This window comes from Bradyrhizobium erythrophlei, from assembly GCF_042430365.1.
GTDB lineage: Bacteria > Pseudomonadota > Alphaproteobacteria > Rhizobiales > Xanthobacteraceae > Bradyrhizobium > Bradyrhizobium erythrophlei.
The window spans coordinates 13,999-32,085 of sequence record NZ_JBHMET010000022.1 but is presented as its reverse complement, the minus strand read 5'-3'; the positions used below and the strand labels follow the sequence as shown (position 1 = coordinate 32,085).

The following is an 18,087-nucleotide window of genomic DNA, read 5'->3' as shown; positions in this document are numbered from 1 at the left end:
ACGTAGGGAATCAGACTCGCACCCTCTTGACCAGTCACTACTCAGACAGGCTCCTAGGCCACATCACTCCAGTACGATTGCACCGAGAGCAATGTGCACCGAGAGCAATGTTCATGTTGCTCCGAGTTCGGCGCAGCATCATATCATGGTGCGTGATCGCAACGCTTCGCACAACACCACCATCGCATGACGACGCCATTCCGGATCACAGCAGACCGTGAAAGACGGCGCCTGCCGCGTCCGGATCGACCGCCCGCGATGACATCGAAGCGGGCGCGACCGTGATCGGATCCGTCATCGCAACCATGCCTGCGCCCTCGGCGCTCGCGATCGCGCTCGCTGGCGTGTTCCTGATCGCCTTCATGAAGGGCGCGTTCGGCGGCGGCTTCGCGATCGTCGGCATCCCGCTGCTCTCGCTGGCGATGGATCCGATCGAGGCCGGTGCGCTGCTGGCGCCGCTGTTCATCGCCATGGACGTCACCGCGCTCCGCCACTGGCGCCCGAGCACGTGGTCGCGCATCGACCTTATGATGCTGCTGCCTGCGCTGGTGATCGGCATCGCGCTTGGCTATCTCGCGCTGCGCGATCTCGACCGCCACGCCGTCGAGATCGTCATGGGCGTGGTGACGCTCGTCTTCGCGGCGATGTGGTTTCTCGGCGGCGGCGAGATCAAGCCGCGCCCGCGCTCGACGTTCAAGGCTGGCCTCGCCGGTCTCTCCTCCGGCGTCACCACGATGGTCGCGCATTCGGGCGGACCGCCGCTTGCGATCTACCTGTTGCCGCTCGGCCTATCGAAGGCGCTCTACGCCGGCACCACGAGCCTGTTCTTCACCGTCGGCAACCTGCTGAAGGCGGGCCCGTGGCTTCTGCTCGCCACGCCCTCGAAGAGCGTGTGGCTGTTGATGGCGCTGTGCGCGCCGGCGGTGCCGGTGGGCGTCTGGGCCGGATGGCGGCTGCACGAGCGGCTCGACCAGCGCGCGCTCTACCGCGCCTGCTACGCCATTCTCGTCGTCACCGCGGCAAAGCTGCTGTGGGACGGTATCTCGGGAAAGCTCCCGAGCTGAGAATCCGGTCGGGCCCCCGGCAATCTATGGACAGGCTGCACCAGCGCTCGTAGATTCACGGCCGACGGGAAGCGGAGCCCGGCCGATGCCAGAACAGGTGGAACGGCGTCTCGCAGCAATCCTCGCGGCCGACGTCGCCGGCTACAGCAGATTGATGGGTGCCGACGAAGAAGGCACGCTGTCGTCGCTGAAGGCGCATCGCCGGGCGCTGAGTGATCCGAAGGTCAGGGAGCATCACGGCCGCATCTTCAAGACCACCGGCGATGGCATCCTCGTCGAGTTTCCCAGCGCGCTCGACGCGGTGAAATGCGCCGTCGAGATTCAGCGCGGCATGGCCGTTCGCAATGCTGAGGTCGTTCCCGAGAAGCGTATCGAATTCCGGATCGGCATCAACATTGGAGACGTCATCGAGGATGATGGCGACGTGTTCGGCGACGGCGTCAACGTTGCAGCCAGGCTCGAAGGCATTGCCGCTCGCGGCGGGATTTGCATTTCTCGCCAGGTCCTGGACCTCGTCGAGGGAAAATTCGACCTCGCCTGCCGAGAGCTCGGCCGGCAAAACCTGAAGAACATTGCCCGGCCGATCGAGGTCTACGGCATCGATGTTCATGACCGCGGGTTCCTGGCCAGGCGTGTGCTCGCCGAATCCGACCTCAAGCAGGAAGTCCGATACTGCACCGCGCCTGACGGCGTTCGGCTGGCCTTTGCCAAAGTCGGGTCTGGACCGCCGCTGATGCGATCGGCGCATTGGATGGGTCACCTGGAATACGATTGGGAGCTGCCGATTGTTCGCAGTCGCCTGCTCGACCTCGCGAAATCGTTCACGCTGGTTCGTTACGACGCGCGAGGCAACGGCCTTTCCGATTGGGACGTCGGCGACGTCTCCTTTGACGCGTGGGTCCGCGACATGGAAACGGTTGTCGATGCCGCGGGTCTCGATCGATTTCCATTGTTGGGACTTTCGCAAGGCTGCGCCATCTCCATTGCCTATGCGGCACGACATCCGGATCGCGTCTCACGCCTGATCCTGTACGGAGGTTTTGCAACGGGCTTCAACAAGAGAAAGAACGTCACGGCAGCGGAGCGCGACCGCTGGGTCGCGATGAAGACGTTGATGAAGCTCGGGTGGGGGTCGGATGACGCGACGTTCCGCCAGCTGTTCACATCATCAATGATGCCGACGGCGACGCGAGAGCAGGCGGACGTGTTCAACGAAATGCAGCGTCTCAGCGCTTCGCCGGACTGCGCAGTGCGCTACCTTGACGCGGTCAGCGACTTTGACGTCCGACATCTCCTGCCCCAGGTTCAAGCCCCGACGCTGGTGATGCATGTCCGCGACGATCTTCGGGTGCCGATCGGCCTGGGGCGTGAACTGGCTGCCGGGATTCCCAATGCCCGCTTCGTCGCGCTTCCGGGCAAGAACCACATTATGCTCCCGCAAGACCCGGGGGTCGCGCAATTCTCGAACGAATTGAAAGCCTTTGTGAAGGCGACCGGTTGAGGAAGCCGGCAAGGCCGGAATTGGAGGCCTGCAACGCGCCGCTTAGGAGGCTGCAGATCGTTTGGCTCCGATCCCGTTGACTGAAACGGCAAACGGCGCGGCCCCCGGGAAAGCCTCGGCCGCGGCGTCCGGCTCAAGCCGTTTCCGCGCCACGAAGGAGAATCGGCTGCGCAACTTCAGGATCGGCTTCTCGATCCAGTGCCAGGAAAACGCCGCGAACATCGTGATCAGCAGCAGCGCGACCGCAAACTGAACGATCAGCGGCGCATTCGGCAGCCACACCCTCACCACCTGCTGCACGGGAAATCCGTAGAGGTAGATCCCATAGGAATAGTCACCCTTGGAAAAGAACGGCAAGCGGGGCAGCTTCGAGACGCCGAGATACGCTGTGATGTAGACGAGCGCGGGACTGATGACGGCATTGAGCACGGGTTGGCTCGTCCAGGGCGCCGGCCCAAGAAGCGCGGCGATCACGCAGAGCGCGCAGCAGGCGGCGAGAATACGCGCGTCATAGGGAATGCGGTTTCGATAAAGGTAGATCGCAATGCCGAGCATGAACGCGACCGGCAGCTTCGCGCCGCGTCCAAGGAAGATCGCCGTACCGAAAAGCTTGTCATACAGCGTGCCGGCGACGCCGGCGGGAAGCTCGGACGGCTGCGCCGTTTGCCCGGTGAAATGGAGCGCAAGACCGAAACCCACCAGGACGACAGCGCCCAGCACAATGAGCGACGGCTTGCGCAGCCATCCGAACACGATGAACAGCGTCATCAGCGCGTAGCAGGCATATTCGAACGGGACGGTCCAGAGCGAGCTGTTGACCTCCGGTGCGGGATTGCCGGTGAACACGCCCGGCAGGACGTAATTGACGAGACCGACGATGTTGGTGAAGTACTTGTAGGTGCCGACACTGGTGAAATAGTCGGACAGCGGCAGCGCGGTGAAGATCGGTCCAAGAATCAGCGCCGAAAGCACGATCTCGACCGCAAGCGCAGGAATGATCCGCATTCCGCGATTGACGAGAAATTCCTTCAGGCTCAGCCGCAGGCCGCTTGCCGCGATCAAAAATCCGCTCAGCGCGAAAAACATCACGAGAATGGCGTAGTGCGGAAACCACAGGATCCACGTCTTCTCGCCATCGCCGCCGCCGCTGGCGACATAAGGCGCGTGCGCGGCAACGACGGAAATCGCCAGCGCAATACGGAGAAAATCAAACCCGGGACCAAAACCTTTTTGCTGGTCCAGCATGCTGCCGATCGAATGCGCCTGCATCATTTCCTCGTCGTTCTGAAACGATGCACCGGGACAGCAACCGCCGTGCCAGAAGAAGATGTCCCGGGCTGGTACACCCGCCGAGCAACGCTCCGTTAACCGCCCGACGAAACACGCACGAAACAATTCCCTAACGCCACGAAACCATTTTGGCGATTTCGTGCAAACGTCCCGAAACGCTTCACCTGTACTGGTTTGCGTCAACGACGCGCCGAAACGGGCGCGCAGGGCGCAAATAACAGGGGTCGACAATGTTCAATTCCATCAGGCTGAACTCGCGTCTCGCTGCCTTTGCCTTCGGTGCGCTGGCGATTGGCACCGTTGCTTTTTCCGCTTCCGCCGCAGCCGCTCCGCTGCCGATCTTCCCGTTCATCCTGACGCCGCCGACCGAAGCCGCCCCGCCGCCGGCGCAGTCGATGCCGCAGCTCCAGGATGAAGACCGTTCCGCCGGCCTGCCGGCCCGCCTGAAGCGCCAGGTCGTGAGCTATCCGACCCGCGAGGCGCCGGGCACCATCATCATCGATACCCCCCACACCTATCTCTATTATGTGCTCGGCGGCGGCCAGGCGATCCGCTATGGCATCGGCGTCGGCCGCGACGGCTTCACCTGGTCGGGCACCCAGACCATCACCAAGAAGGCGGAATGGCCGGATTGGACCCCGCCGCCGGAAATGATCGCCCGCCAGCCCTATCTGCCGCGCCACATGGCCGGCGGACCCGGCAACCCGCTCGGCGCCCGCGCCATGTATCTCGGCGGCACCGTGTACCGCATCCACGGCACCAACGCGCCGGAGACGATCGGCACCCACGTGTCCTCGGGCTGCCTGCGCCTCACCAATGAAGACGTCATCGACCTCTATTCGCGGGTCAATGTCGGGACCAAGGTGATCGTGCTGCCGATGACCGACCGTCGCGCCGACCTCGGAACGACCATCCGCTAAGCTTCCCCCAGGCAGCCTTTCCCCGAGGCTTCCTCCCCCAACGGCCCCGGCTCCCCACCGGGGCCGTTACCACGTTCAGGGCCTGCCTGCGCGATAGATCCAGCAGTTCTCGTCGGATTCGGCGCCGGTGAAGGACTGCAGCAGCGTCGCCGGGATGCGCCATCCATTCACATTTGCGGCAACGTTAACGATTCAGACGCAGGCCGCAAACTTCCGCCGTCGAACCAGCCCGATCCGGCCACACTGGCGCCGCCGTCGGCGCGCCTGTAAAACCCTGGTTGGGATTAATCAGTCCGGGGGGACGATGCGTCAGCCGATGCATCTGAAGACGATAGTGATCGGGGTCGCGGTGGTGGCGGTCTCGTTCCTGGTGAGCCTGAAGGCGATGGACTGGCTGGCGCCGCGCGCCACCGTGCAGCCGCCGCCGCTTGCACAATTGCCGCCGCTGTCGCCGGCGCCGCGGTCGTCGACCGTGGTGGCGCAGGTCTCGGTTGCGCTGTCGGCGATCCGCGATGCCGCCGAGCGCGGCGCGCCGAAGAATTTTGGCGGCAAGGCCGACAACCCGGTATCGCAGATCCTGCAGAACGCCGACATCGGCTGGACCGCATCGCGCGGACCGATCGCGGCGAGCGGCGGGCAGGACGTGCTGACATTGTCGACGCCGATCAACGGAACGCTCAACGTCACCGGCTCGCTGTCGGCGAAAGCGACCGGCGCGGTCAATGATGCGCTCGGCAATCTGCTCGGCGGCAATGTCGCCAAGCAGATCGGCGCCGTGAACATCAAGAACGTCAACGCCAACGCCGAGATCAAGGGCAACGTCGCCATCACCTCGCGGCCGAAGCTCGGCGCCTCCTGGCGGATCGAGCCCAACCTGCAGGCGCAGGTTAATCTCGGCGACACCAGCCTGTCGACGGCGGGCGTGCGCATCAGCGTACCGACGCAGGTCAAGCCCGTCATCGACAAGCAGGTGGCCGACCAGCTCGCCGCCGTGCAGGCGAAGCTGCGCAACGATCCGACCTTCGAGAACAACGCGCGCGCGCAATGGGTCAAGGCCTGCCGCTCGATCCCGCTGCAGGGGACCGGCGGCACCTCGTCCCTGCCCGCGTTATGGCTCGAGTTGCGGCCGACCCGCGCAATCGCCGCGCAGCCGAAGGTCACGGAGTCGGCGATGATCCTCACGATCGGGATCGAGGCCGAGACCCGCATCACAGAAACGCAGACCAACCCGACCTGCCCATTCCCCGAGAAGCTTTCGATCGTGCCGCCGATGCCGAGCCGGGTCGCGATCGGGTTGCCGGTCGACATGTCCTTCACCTCGTTGACGCAGCTCATCGAGGCGCAGCTCAAGGACAAGACCTTTCCCGAAGACGGCTCCGGCTCGGTCGACGTCGCCGTCAAGCATGCGAGCGTCGCCGCCTCCGGCGACCGCCTCCTGATCTCGCTGCTGGTGCACGCCAAGGAGAAGAAGAGCTATTTCGGCGTCGGCGCCGAGGCGACCGTCCATATCTGGGGTCGGCCGCGGCTCGACCAGGCGCAGCAGACCTTGCGGCTGACCGATGTCGAGCTTGCGGTGGAATCCGAAGCCGCGTTCGGCCTGCTCGGTGCCGCCGCGCGCGCGGCAATCCCGCGGATGCAGCAGACGCTCGCCGACAAGCTGGTGGTCGATCTGAAGCCGTTCGCGAGCAACGCGCAGCGGAAGATCGCGGCCGCCATCGCCGACCTGCAGAAGAACGAGGAAGGCATCCGCGTCGCCGCCGAGATCACCAGCATCCGGCTTGCCGGCATCGAGTTCGATTCGAAGACATTGCGGGTGATCGTCGAAACCGAGGGCACCATCAATGCCGCGGTGACCGCGCTGCCGGCGTTGTGAGATCGCGCCGGCCGGACAAGCGGCCGGCAGCGCGCGGTCAGTGCCCGCTCAACACCAGTGTCTGGACCGGAAGCACCAGGGCCTGGATGCGCAGCAGCATCGCGTGGACGACGCCGACAGCGTCGACGGCGTGCAATGCAAAGCGCTTGAATGCGCCGGTCTGCTTGGACTCGATCAGGTCGTGATTGCTGGTATAGGCGTTGACGACGCAGCTGCTCCCGGGCGTCACATCGTCGAGGCCGCCCGGATAGATCGGCTCCAGGAAGGCGAGGATGCTGCCCGGCCTGACGACCTGCTGCGCCTCGACCAGTTGCTCGCCGCCGCGAAACTGGCCGGCTGCGATGTAATCCTGCACGCCGGTCACGACCATCGGAATGATGGTCCACGGCTTGGAGATGCAGGTGGCCTCGGCCACCATGCCGACCTTCATGACCTGCGCTTCGATCTGGCCAAAGCCTGCTGAAAGCACCCGTCCCGCCCCCTCCGGAATGAGGACGCCGGCAGGCCGCATCATCGGATTGACGATATCCCCCGCGCGCAGCAGGAACTGCTCGACGCGCCCTGCGACGCCGGCCCGGATATAGGTCTTGTCCAGGTCCACCTGCGCTTCCGCCAGCGCGGCTTCCGCGCTTGCCTTCTCCGCGGGAAGAAGCGCACTGATGCGTGTCGTCGCCGACTGCTTCGCAGCCGCCGCGGCATCAACGCTGCCCTGGCGGCCTGTGACCAGCACCTCGAGCTTCTCGATATCCCGCTGCGGCACGATGCCGGGATTGCGTTTCTGGAGTTCGCGCTTGGTGTCCAGCTCGTCAGAAGCCTGCTGGTAGGCGCCCTTGGCTTCCTGGAGCTGCCCTTCCGCCTTGAGAAGGTCGGCCTGCGCCGCCTGGAAAGCCGCATCGACCTCGGCAATCTTGCGCCGGGCGGTTTCGACCGCCGCTTCCTGCTTCGTGCTGTCGAGCTTGAAGATCACGTCCCCCTTCTTGACGGGAGCGCTGAAGGCGACATGAACCTCCGCCACCCGGCCGTTTGTTTCCGGGACGATCGGGACCGTCCGGTAAAACAAGGTCGCCGACGTGGTGGAGGGATGGAAATAGAAGATCACCGTGATCAGGCCCACCGTCAGCATGAGACAAGTGACGATCCCCCATCTCAGCTCGTACCACACCGAATAGAGCGTGATCTCGCGGCCAAGACGCTTGCCTTGCAGATAGCGACGGCAAAGATAGTCGGGCAGGATCGTCAGCGAGGAACACAGCAGGAGCTCAAGCATGGCTCGGCACCTCGCTCTTGGCAGCGTCCTTGGCAGTTTCCTTGGCAGCTTCGGTGGCCGTCACCGCATCCGGCTGCCCCGCGACGACGCGCTGGCCTTCATCGGCCGCCCCGGCTACCTCGCCGTGCGAACCACCGGCGATCTTCTCGACCGATCCGGCTATCCTTTGCAGCGGTGTACCGAAATCCGGCAGGTCGATCATGGCCAGCAACAGCCCGATCACCCAAAACAGGTGGATGTGCGTGAACAGTGCCAACAGGCCCAGCACGGCCACGATCTCGAATTGCAGCTTCTGCGACTTGTGCGCCATGCGCTCCGGGAGGGAATGCAGACGCAGGTAGAGATTGCCGACGACCAGAACGGCGGCGATCAGCACGATGCCGACGACAACCATCAGGACATCGGTCTCACCCGGCGCCGTAATGAAACCCGGCAAGTGATGCGGCGCGCTTGGATGAAGGGACTCGGCCACATCCGCCTCCAATCCGACATTGCACACGATGTACGGGTGAGGCCCCTTGAACACTGGACCTGCCCGGTTCCATCTTTGCACAAAGCCGGTGCTTGGCAAGCCGAAGCTTGCCGCCGCGCCGACGCCGCATATCGAACCCGGTAGCGGTCAGGCGCCTTGACATGCGCTGGGCGCAGGGCGGCCCGCGTGCCCCCGAAAGCGGCTTTCCGCCGCCCCGTTGGGCCGGATAGAAGACGCGCGTGGAATGAAGCCCTCAACAAGAAGTCAGGGAGAAGAAACCATGAAATCGCTCTTGGCCGCAGCGGCGGCCGCTCTCGCGCTTGCCGCATCCGGTGGCGCGGCCAATGCCCAGATCTCCGACGACGTCGTCAAGATCGGCGTGCTCACCGACATGTCGAGCCTCTACGCCGACGCGACCGGCAAGGGCTCGCTCGCCGCCGTACAGATGGCGGTCGCCGATTACGGGGCCAAGGTGAAGGGCAAGCCGGTCGAGGTGGTCGCCGCCGATCACCAGAACAAGCCCGACGTCGGCGTCAACATCGCGCGCAACTGGTACGACAACGACAAGGTCGATGCGATCTTCGACGTGCCGACCTCCTCGGTCGCGCTGCCGGTCTCGGCGCTGACGCGCGAGAAGAACAAGATCCATATCAATTCCGGCGGCGGCTCCTCCGACATCACCGGCGTCGCCTGCTCGCCCAACACGGTGCACTGGACCTACGACACCTACGCGCTCTCGAACGTCGCCGGCCGGGCGATGGTCAAACGCGGCGAGGACACCTGGTTCTTCGTCACCGCCGACTATGCCTTCGGCATGGCGCTGGAGCGCGACGCCGCCAACGTCGTCAAGGAAAGCGGCGGCAAGGTGCTGGGCGACGTGCGTCATCCCCTGAACTCGTCGGACTTCTCCTCCTTCCTGCTGCAGGCGCAGGCGTCGAAGGTAAAGGTCGTGGCGCTGGCCAATGCCGGCGGCGACACCACGACCGCGTTGAAGCAGGCCGCCGAGTTCGGTCTGATCCAGGGCGGCCAGAAGATGATCGCGCTGCTGCTGGAAATCACCGACACCCATTCGCTCGGCATCAAGTCGACCGAGGGGCTGATCGTCACCGACGCCTTCTACTGGGACATGAACGACGAGACCCGCGCCTTCTCGAAACGCTTCTTCGACAAGGTCGGCCACATGCCGACCATGATCCAGGCCGGCCTCTACTCGGCGACCATGCATTACCTGAAGGCGATCGATGCCGTCGGCAGCGACGAGGCACCGAAGGTGATGGAGCAGATGCGCAAGACGCCGATCAACGACTTCTTCGCCAAGAACGGCAAGATCCGCGTCGACGGCCGCATGGTCCACGACATGTACCTGTTCGAGGTGAAGAAGGCCTCGGAATCCAAGGGCGAGTGGGACCTCTACAAGCTGATCGCCACAGTACCCGGCGACGAGGCGTTCCGTCCGCTCGACAAGGGCGGCTGCCCGCTGGCGACGCACTGACGTCATTGCGGAATCTCAGGGTGGGCATGGGCGCGAAAGCGCCATGCCCACCGTCACGCATTTAGCGCGCGACGGTGGATACTCGGAACCGGTCGCCGGGTGCGCGTTCGCGCGACCCGTTGGCCTGGCGCATCCTGCGGACTTGAATGACGCTTACGATCCTTCGAACTTGAACGAGACTTTCAGCTTGGCGCGGTAGGCTTCGACCTTGCCAGCGGCGTCCAGTTGCAGATCGAGCTCGACGACCTCGGCGACCCGCAGATCGCGCAGCGATTCTCCGGCCCTGCTGACCGCAGCCGCAGCCGCCTTTTCCCAGGAGTCCTTGCTGGTACCGATCAGCTCGATAACCTTGTAGACGCTCTCAGCCATGTCGTCCTCCCGTTGCTGTCAAGCAGGACGCGGTTGCTCCTGCCGCGATCAGCCTAACATCGGGATACTCGGGCTGATAGGATGCGGCGCACCATGCAGATCATCGTCGTGACGGAATACAGCTTTGGGAATTCCCGAGAGGAGCGCGCCCGGCAGCTCCAGGTGCGTTGCTCTTCCATCCACACGTCTCGGTGACCGCCTCGAGACTCAACGGCCGATACGATAGGCGCGGCGGGGCGGCGGGCCGTCGAGGCCGCTCTCCCGCCTCTGAATGGCCTGCAATACCTCCGGCGGCTCCAGCACCAGTCTGGCGGCGCGCCTCGGCGCGCCGCCGTTGAGCACATCGAGATACGGATAAATAGACTGAAAGGCGGCCGGCTCCGAAATCGCGGGCTGGGCGAATGCCGGGACTGCCGCAACGGCTGACAACGCGGCAGCCAGCGCCATCGCCTCGAGCGGGGTGGCAGCGATACGGCTGCCGGTGGTGTGGGTCTTGCCGGGGTAGAGAACCTTGTCGATTGCCGTCATGGCAGCGTTCCTTTGCGTGGGGTGATGCGGACAATTAAATCGCATCCGATTAATTCGTTCTCGGTCTATAAAGTTGCAAATCGTCGGACTTCAAGCCTTCCGATTTGATCGGATGCGATATATATGGATGCGAGGCTTCACATATTCGTGTGATTGGGAGAATGTCCGATGCCGCCGAAAGCCGGTCCCAGGCCGAACCCTGGAGAAAATCCCAAAACCGCGGCCACGGACGACCGTCCGCTGGCCGATTACCTCTGCTTTGCGATCTATTCGGCCAACCTTGCCTATGGACGGGCCTACAAGCAGGGCCTCGATCAACTTGGCCTTACCTATCCACAATGGATCGTGATCGTCTGCCTCGCCGAGCACGACGACCAGACGGTCAGCGCCCTCGGCGACCGGATATTCCTGGAATCCAACACGCTGACGCCGATGCTGAAGAAGCTCGAGGCGATGGGCTATCTGCGCCGGCGGCGCGATCCCGCGGACGAGCGACAGGTGCGCGTCAGCCTTACCGACGCCGGCCGGCGGCTGCGCGAAAAGGGCCGGCAGATGACGCTGGCGAAGTCGAGCGGACTGAAGCCGAAGGATTTCACGCGGCTGCAGAAAGCCGTGGTCGAGCTCCGCGACAATCTGATCGAGGCGACGAAGGAAGGCTGATTACCTTCGCCTGACTCACGCAGCCCTCCACAACCGCGCAACCGGCGCTAGGCGTGTACTTATAAGCAGGTAGACGTCAGCTTTTGGGGGCTTAGCAGAAGCGTCGTCCTCAATCAGGCATTGCCGGCTCTGCCCCCTTGCGGAAGTCTGGCCCAGCGCAACCTGTGTATGCTTCGCCAAATCGCAATCCTATTCGCAGGGCAGTAGAGGGGTGGCCTTCGTGGCTTATCCCCCAGAGACGGTCCCCTTTCGTCGAGTATTTCGTGTGCTGACAATGCCCCGAAAAATGGGCAGGCGGAAGCCCTTTCCCCACGCTGGTCCGCCACGTGAGTAGCAAACATTTGGCCACCGCCTGCCTTTGATTTCATTTGGATCGGGAGTACCCTGCCGCGTTCCAAGTGGCGTGAGGATCCTGTTTGGCATGGCCGTCGAACAGTGGCTGCGGAATTTGGGATTGTCCCAGTATGCCCAGGCGTTTGCCGAGAACGACATCGATTTCGACGTTCTCAGCGGGCTCACCGAAGCGGATCTCAAAGAACTTGGCGTGGCCTCGCTGGGTCATCGCAAGCGGCTGCTCGCTGCAATCAGCGAGCTGCGGTCTGCATCGCCGCCGAACGCTTCGCAGGCAGCGGACCGTACAGCTGGCGAGCGCCGCCAGGTCACGATCCTGTTTGCCGATCTCTGCGGGTTCACACCCCTGTCTCGATCGCTCGATCCTGAGGAAATCCGTGAATTGGTAGCCCTGTTCACGGCGCAGGTGGATGGCATCGTCGTCGGCTACGGAGGAACGGTCGACAAACATATTGGTGATGCGGTGATGGCGCTATTCGGCGCGCCGCGGGCGCATGACGACGATGCCCTGCGCGCGGTACGAGCTGCCCTGGACGTTCACGCAGCAGTCGCTCGGATCAGCGACGCATCTCCCCATCCGTTACAGGCCCATATCGGTATTGCCAGCGGGGAAGTGGTCGCCGGCACGCTGAGCCGCGTCGAGGCGCATGACTACACGGTTCTTGGCGACAGCGTGAACCTCGCAGCGCGACTGGTCGCACTCGCAGGCGCCGGCGAGACGCTGCTGTCCGAAGGTGTCTATCGGGCGCTGTCAGATCGCGCCTTGTGCGAGGGGCTGGGCGAAACGCACGTGAAGGGCTTCGATGCGTCGGTGCGCATTTGGCGTCTGGTCGGTCTGTCGACTGACACGGCGCCCGTTCACCGCAGCGCCTTTGTCGGACGGGTGGCTGAACTCGAGCAGTTCAAGGGCCTACTTGCAGCAACGATTGCGCGACGAAGCGGGCAGATTGTCTACGTGCGCGGTGAGGCGGGAATTGGAAAGACGCGCCTGGTTGAGGAAATGCGCCGTATTGCGGAGGCAAATGGCTTCACCGCTCACCGTGGTCTGGTCCTGGATTTTGGCGTAGGCAAGGGGCAGGATGCGGTTCGCGCGCTGCTCCTCAGCCTGCTTGGTCTTTCGCCCACATCGGGAAGCGGGGCCAGACAGCAGAAGGTTGACGAGCTGGTCGCGGCGAACGTGGTGCCTGCGGAACGTCTTGTGTTCCTCCACGATCTTCTGGACCTCCCGCAAAGCGACGAGTGGCGCACGCTTTACGACGCGATGGATAACGCTGCACGGAACCGTGGCAGGCGAGCAGTGGCGGCCGCTATCGCGGCGCATGCCTGTGCCGAAGCGCCGACCTTCATCGTCGTAGAGGACCTTCATTGGGCTGATCCACAGCTCCTCGGACACCTGGCGGCCTTCGCGTCAGCGATGGCGGACGGGCCGGGACTGCTGATCATGACGTCGCGTATCGAAGGCGACCCTATCGGTGTGGCGTGGCGCGTGAGCTGTCGCGGCATTCCGCTCGCAACGATTGATCTCGGTCCGCTACGCCGGGACGAGGCGCTCAATCTCGCTGCGAGCTTTATGAACGCGACACAGCGCGTCGCAGCCACCTGCATCGAGCGCGCCGGCGGCAACCCACTGTTCCTGGAGCAGCTGTTGCGTAACGCCGAGGAAGGCACCGCGGATGCCGTCCCTCCTTCTATCCAAAGCCTTGTGCTGGCACGCATGGACCGGCTCAACGCTTCCGACCGCCGCGCATTTCAAGCCGCAGCCGTAATCGGCCAGCGTTTCTCTCTCGCTCTGTTGCGTCACCTGATCGGCGATCCGGACTACGTCTGCGATGGTCTCATCGGCAATGCTCTCGTCCTGCCGGAAGGCGACGATTTCCTCCTCGCGCACGCACTTATCCAGGAAGGGGCCTATTCGTCGCTGCTTCGGTCCAGCCGAAAAGATCTGCATCGCCGCGCCGCGGAATGGTTTGCAGGGCAGGATCTGGTTTTGCGTGCGCAGCACCTGGACCGCGCCGAGGACGATCGGGCGCCGCACGCTTATCTCGAGGCGGCAACGGCTCAACGCGCCGACTACCATATCGATGCGGCGCTGCGCTTGGCCGATCGCGGTCTGCAGATCGCACGCCAAGATTCTGACCGCCACGCACTGATCTGCCTGCGCGGCGAATTGCAGCGCGACCTTGGCGATGTCTCTGCCTCGATTGCCTCGTACCGGCTGGCGATAGCCGCATCATCTGACGAGATCGCGCTGTGCCGGGCGCGGCTTGGGCTTGCCGAGGGCTTGCGCGTCAGCGAAGGCCTGACGGAGGCGCTTGAATTGCTTGACCACGCGCAGAACGCGGCCGAGCGCCATGACATAGTGAACGAGCTTGCCCGACTGCATCATTTGCGGGGAAATATTTTCTTTCCCATGGGCAACATCGAGGGTTGCCGAAAGGAGCATGAGCGAGGCCTCGAATATGCAGCCCGGTCAGGGTCCCCTGAAGCCGAGGCACGCGCACTCGGCGGCCTCGCGGATGCGGCTTATGCGCAGGGCAAGATGCGGACAGCTTTCGACTACTTCAGTCGATGCGTCGCCCTTTGTCAGGAACACGGTTTCGGCCGCATTGAAGTGGCAAATCGGTCGATGGTGGGATTTAGCCGCATGTTCCTGAACGAACCCCGGCAGGCGCGCGAGGACGGCGACGCGGCGGCCCGCGTCGCAGTGCTCGTCGGCCAACCGCGCGCCGAATTGCTTGGCGAGACCATGGGGGTCCTCGCCTGCCACGAGCTTGGCGACTACAATGCGATGGAAGGCTATCTGGACCGGGTGATGCGGCTCGCCCGTCAGCTCCGCGCAAGGCGCTTCGAAGCTCAGGGCCTTGAGATGCAGGCGCGCCTGTATCTCCATACTGGCCGGCGAGCCGAGGCTGAGGCGATGCTGCGCGAAGCGCTGGCGATCTGCAGGGAGGCCGGTACCCAGTTTTGCGGTCCCAAGGTCACCAGCGCGCTGAGCCGCGCGGTGGAGGACCCCAAGGAACGCATGAGCCTGCTCGCAGAAGGCAAAGCGATGCTCGCCCGTGGCGCCGTCGGGCACAATCATCTTTGGTTCTATCGCGATGCAATCGAGGGCCTTTTGTCGTCAGGTGATGCCCGGGGCGCGCTCGAGTATGTCAGCGCACTGGAAGGATATACGCGCGCCGAGCCGCTGCCGTGGGCGGAAGTTTTCGCGGCTCGCGGTCGCGCCCTCGCCGCTGCGCTGCGTGGCGCCGCCAACGAGCCTCAAAGAGGCGAACTTCTGCGTGTCCGCGGCACGCTTGAGAGCGCAGGCCTGGGGGCCTTCTTGCCAATGGTCGATGCAGCACTAGCAAAGTAAGTCGCGCTCTCGTTGCAGTTTCGGTCTCTGCACTGGCGCCGGAAAACGCGTGCGCTCGCCGACGAGGTGATCGAATAAGATTCTCTTTGCTGCGTGCGTGAGTCCGGAAATGGGCCCATCTCGGACCTCGTGCAACGTCCGCTTCCACGCCGCTGTCGACGGCCAAGCGGACATCGGAGCTTTATGAATACACTCCATTCGCGCGCCCCGTCATCTACGTCGAATAGGTCCGCCGAACCCCGTCGCCGACATGCGCCAACCTCAGGCGCGCAGACCACGCGACACCGGCAATGAAAAACGCGCCCGGCGGCACCGGGCGAGTTTTCTCCCTCACCTACGCGTCGCTTACTGCGTCGCGTATTTGAACTCCGGCATCGCCTTCAACTCATCCTTGGTCGCGTTGAAGACCGCGTGGTCCGGATACCAGGGATTGGGCTTCACGGTCGTCGCCGGCGCCGGCGGCGCGGCGCCCGTCGTCGTCGTCGGCGACATCTTGTTGGTGCTCGTCGGGCCGGTGTTCGTCGTGCTGGCCGTGCCGGTATAGACGATCGGCTCGTCGACGAACTTGACCTTGTCGAAGGACACGGCGACCAGATGCTCGCCAACGCCAAGGAAGCCGCCGACGCCGATCACGACGCCCTTGATGGCACCACTCTTGTCCATCAGCATGTCATTGATCGAGCCGACGCTCTCATTCTTGTCGTTGTAGACATTGAGGCCGACGACCTTCGAAGCGCGCCAATTGCCCTGATGCGACATTGACGATGTTGTCTCCGCCGGTTTCATCTCGGCCTTGTCACTCTTCTCCGTCGGGGTTTGCGCGAACGCAACCGTCGCAAGCAACGCAGAGCCGGCCATGCCGGCGATGATGTATCTCGCTAACATCATGAGCTCTCCTCAGTTCGCAAAATCGATGCGTGGAGAACCCGTCACGACGGCATCCGTTCCTACGGAACATGCGGTTAAAAGCCGCCCCAGTAGGGCGGCACGCCGTAGTAGCGATGCAGCGCCGCTTCCTGCGACCGGTCGCCCCAATCGAAATCCTTGTCGGCTCGGAACGACGGCGCGCGCTTCAGCTCGTCATCCTCGATGTCGAGCTCGTAGGCCTCGAACTGCGGATTGTAATGCAGCCGTCCCCACGGCAACGGAATGAGATTGGTTCCGATACCGAGAAAGCCGCCGAAGCTGAGCACCGCGTAGGATACCTGGCCGGAGATCTTGTCTATCATCAGCCGTTCGATATGACCGATCATGTCCCCGTTGGGCCGCCGCACCGCCGTGCCCTCGACGCGATCGCTTGCAATGAGTTGATGCGGCCTGGTCATGGCCTCGACTGCCATCTCACCCTCCACGCATGCGTAAACCAAAACAACGCGCCATCGACAAGCGGGTTCCGCGCAAATGCGACAGCCACCCTTCCCTATTGGAAAAGGATGGCTGTGATTGGTCCGGCGATGGAACGATGTCAGAATTTGAAGTCGATCAGGAGCGCGGAGAACGAGCTGCTGCCGCCGGAGGAGTTGCCGCCGGTTGCGCTGTAGCCAGTCGACGACGACTGGGCCCGCGATTGCTGCAGCGACTGCAGGAACTGCTGAAGCACGTCGCTGATGGAGTTCGTGCTCGAACTGTCGTTGCTGTCGCTCGAGGCGGATGACTGGTCCGGCGGCGGACCGGGCGGCGGCCCGCCGGCACCGTGGTGGCCACCGGCGCCGCCGGGTCCATGCGCGAACGCCGCCTTGAACACACCCTGCAGCTCAGTCGCCTGATCGCTGGTCAGCTTGCCGCTCGAGACCTCAGTATTGATCAGGTCGTCGATCTTCGACTTCAGCGCATCATGCGACGGGCGCGTGCCGCTCGCCTCGTCGCTGGCGCGGCTCGCCTGCAGAGCTGAATCGATGTCGGTCAGCGCCGATGACAGCGCGTCCTGATCGGATGAGCTGATGGTGCCGGCGCTCACTTCAGATAGCAGTTCGTCCTGCAGCCGCTGCAGCGGTGACTGGTAGGTGTTGGCAGAGGCCGCCGAGGTCGATGTCATGAAGGGGCTCGATTGGTGTTGCGATGCTTGTCGACGCTAGATTCAATGATTTAACGAGGTCTTTTCACCGCGCGCCTGACCTGTTAACCCATATTGCCGGGCAGTTTGCAGAAACACGCTGAAACAAAATTCCTGAAGCCGCTTTCCCCGAATCACGAACAAAGGTCAGCATGACCCAGGCAATGCCCAACATCCTTGTCGTTGAGGACGACCGCGAGACGCGGGCTCTCATCGCCAAATATCTGCGCACCAATTCCTGCAACGTCACCACCGCGTCCGACGGCCGCGAGATGGAGCGCGCGCTGGCCGACCACCGCGTGGACCTCCTGATCCTCGACGTGATGCTGCCCGGCGAGGACGGCCTCAGCCTGTGCCGCAAGGTGCGCGCGGAATCGCAGATGCCGATCATCATGCTGACGGCGCGCGGCGAGGACGTCGACCGCATCCTTGGGCTCGAGATGGGCGCCGACGACTACCTGCCAAAGCCGTTCAACCCGCGCGAGCTGCTGGCGCGGATCAACGCGGTGCTGCGCCGGCAGGCTGCCGCGCGCAACGCCAGCGCGATCGAGGGCGCGACCACGCTGACCTTCCTCGGCTGGCGCATCGATATCCGCCTACGCGAGCTGCGCAACCCCGAGGGTGCGCGTGTCGCCATGACCAGCGCCGAATTCGACCTGCTGCGCACCTTCTGCGAACGGCCCGGCCGCGTGCTCTCGCGCGACAGCCTGCTCGACCTCACGCAAGGCCGCAGCGCCGGCTCGTTCGAGCGCTCGATCGACGTGCTGGTCAGCCGCATCCGCCGCAAGATCGAGCCCGATCCGCAGGAAGCCAGCATGATCAAGACGGTGCGCTCCGGCGGCTACATGTTCACGCCGAGGGTGGAGGCGGTTGCCGCCGCGAGCAACTGACC

General features: G+C 63.8%; 16 protein-coding genes and 1 pseudogene. 9 read left to right on the top strand and 8 right to left on the bottom strand.

Annotated features, from left to right (window positions below; genetic code table 11):
- Positions 1-305: 305 nt before the first annotated feature.
- The 3 genes and pseudogenes from ACFFWD_RS03040 (at position 306) to ACFFWD_RS03030 (ending at position 2,565) form a co-directional block, all read left to right on the top strand.
- Positions 306-1,064, top strand: a complete 759-nt coding sequence (locus ACFFWD_RS03040) for a sulfite exporter TauE/SafE family protein (RefSeq protein ID WP_376961319.1) — start codon at positions 306-308, stop codon at positions 1,062-1,064.
- A gap of 85 nt (positions 1,065-1,149) precedes the next feature.
- Positions 1,150-1,572: pseudogene (locus ACFFWD_RS03035) on the top strand (adenylate/guanylate cyclase domain-containing protein); the annotation flags it as partial.
- 243 nt (positions 1,573-1,815) lie between these two features.
- Complete coding sequence (locus ACFFWD_RS03030; protein ID WP_376961317.1) at positions 1,816-2,565, top strand: alpha/beta fold hydrolase; 750 nt, start codon at positions 1,816-1,818, stop codon at positions 2,563-2,565.
- A gap of 42 nt (positions 2,566-2,607) precedes the next feature.
- Here ACFFWD_RS03030 and ACFFWD_RS03025 read toward each other — a convergent pair whose 3' ends face one another.
- Positions 2,608-3,834: an acyltransferase family protein gene (locus ACFFWD_RS03025; RefSeq protein ID WP_376961313.1), complete on the bottom strand. Its 1,227-nt coding sequence runs from the start codon at positions 3,832-3,834 to the stop codon at positions 2,608-2,610.
- Between the two features lie 251 nt (positions 3,835-4,085).
- On the opposite strand from ACFFWD_RS03025, the gene ACFFWD_RS03020 reads away from it, so the two are divergent.
- Both ACFFWD_RS03020 and ACFFWD_RS03015 read left to right on the top strand, forming a co-directional pair.
- On the top strand, positions 4,086-4,775 hold the full coding sequence (locus ACFFWD_RS03020; RefSeq protein WP_376961311.1) for a L,D-transpeptidase: 690 nt from the start codon (positions 4,086-4,088) through the stop codon (positions 4,773-4,775).
- Between the two features lie 304 nt (positions 4,776-5,079).
- The gene (locus tag ACFFWD_RS03015; protein ID WP_376961309.1) at positions 5,080-6,648 is read left to right on the top strand and encodes a DUF4403 family protein; all 1,569 of its coding nucleotides are present in this window, start codon (positions 5,080-5,082) and stop codon (positions 6,646-6,648) included.
- A gap of 37 nt (positions 6,649-6,685) precedes the next feature.
- Here the strand turns inward: ACFFWD_RS03015 and ACFFWD_RS03010 are convergent, their stop codons facing one another.
- Complete coding sequence (locus ACFFWD_RS03010) at positions 6,686-7,915, bottom strand: HlyD family secretion protein (RefSeq protein WP_376961307.1); 1,230 nt, start codon at positions 7,913-7,915, stop codon at positions 6,686-6,688.
- A complete protein-coding gene (locus ACFFWD_RS03005; RefSeq protein WP_376961305.1) occupies positions 7,908-8,387 on the bottom strand; it encodes a hypothetical protein in 480 nt (159 codons plus the stop codon). The genes ACFFWD_RS03010 and ACFFWD_RS03005 overlap by 8 nt, the downstream gene beginning before the upstream one ends.
- A gap of 280 nt (positions 8,388-8,667) precedes the next feature.
- On the opposite strand from ACFFWD_RS03005, the gene ACFFWD_RS03000 reads away from it, so the two are divergent.
- On the top strand, positions 8,668-9,879 hold the full coding sequence (locus ACFFWD_RS03000) for an ABC transporter substrate-binding protein (RefSeq protein ID WP_376961303.1): 1,212 nt from the start codon (positions 8,668-8,670) through the stop codon (positions 9,877-9,879).
- Positions 9,880-10,032: 153 nt separating this feature from the next.
- On the opposite strand, the gene ACFFWD_RS02995 is transcribed toward ACFFWD_RS03000, so the two are convergent.
- Positions 10,033-10,248: a dodecin family protein gene (locus ACFFWD_RS02995; protein WP_076865646.1), complete on the bottom strand. Its 216-nt coding sequence runs from the start codon at positions 10,246-10,248 to the stop codon at positions 10,033-10,035.
- 207 nt (positions 10,249-10,455) lie between these two features.
- Positions 10,456-10,776: a hypothetical protein gene (locus tag ACFFWD_RS02990; RefSeq protein WP_376961301.1), complete on the bottom strand. Its 321-nt coding sequence runs from the start codon at positions 10,774-10,776 to the stop codon at positions 10,456-10,458.
- 168 nt (positions 10,777-10,944) lie between these two features.
- On the opposite strand from ACFFWD_RS02990, the gene ACFFWD_RS02985 reads away from it, so the two are divergent.
- Positions 10,945-11,436 carry a MarR family winged helix-turn-helix transcriptional regulator gene (locus ACFFWD_RS02985; RefSeq protein ID WP_376961299.1) on the top strand — a complete coding sequence of 164 codons (492 nt, stop codon included), beginning with the start codon at positions 10,945-10,947 and terminating at the stop codon, positions 11,434-11,436.
- Between the two features lie 421 nt (positions 11,437-11,857).
- Positions 11,858-15,142, top strand: coding sequence for an adenylate/guanylate cyclase domain-containing protein (locus ACFFWD_RS02980; RefSeq protein ID WP_376961297.1), 3,285 nt, complete (start codon positions 11,858-11,860; stop codon positions 15,140-15,142).
- 345 nt (positions 15,143-15,487) lie between these two features.
- Here the strand turns inward: ACFFWD_RS02980 and ACFFWD_RS02975 are convergent, their stop codons facing one another.
- The 3 genes from ACFFWD_RS02975 to ACFFWD_RS02965 all read right to left on the bottom strand — a co-directional run bounded on the left by ACFFWD_RS02975 (position 15,488) and on the right by ACFFWD_RS02965 (position 17,177).
- Positions 15,488-16,027, bottom strand: a complete 540-nt coding sequence (locus ACFFWD_RS02975) for a PRC-barrel domain-containing protein (protein ID WP_376961315.1) — start codon at positions 16,025-16,027, stop codon at positions 15,488-15,490.
- Between the two features lie 77 nt (positions 16,028-16,104).
- A complete protein-coding gene (locus ACFFWD_RS02970; RefSeq protein WP_376961295.1) occupies positions 16,105-16,482 on the bottom strand; it encodes a PRC-barrel domain-containing protein in 378 nt (125 codons plus the stop codon).
- 125 nt (positions 16,483-16,607) lie between these two features.
- On the bottom strand, positions 16,608-17,177 hold the full coding sequence (locus tag ACFFWD_RS02965; RefSeq protein ID WP_376961293.1) for a hypothetical protein: 570 nt from the start codon (positions 17,175-17,177) through the stop codon (positions 16,608-16,610).
- A gap of 170 nt (positions 17,178-17,347) precedes the next feature.
- On the opposite strand from ACFFWD_RS02965, the gene ACFFWD_RS02960 reads away from it, so the two are divergent.
- Complete coding sequence (locus ACFFWD_RS02960; RefSeq protein WP_376961291.1) at positions 17,348-18,085, top strand: response regulator; 738 nt, start codon at positions 17,348-17,350, stop codon at positions 18,083-18,085.
- The last annotated feature ends 2 nt before the right edge of the window (positions 18,086-18,087 follow it).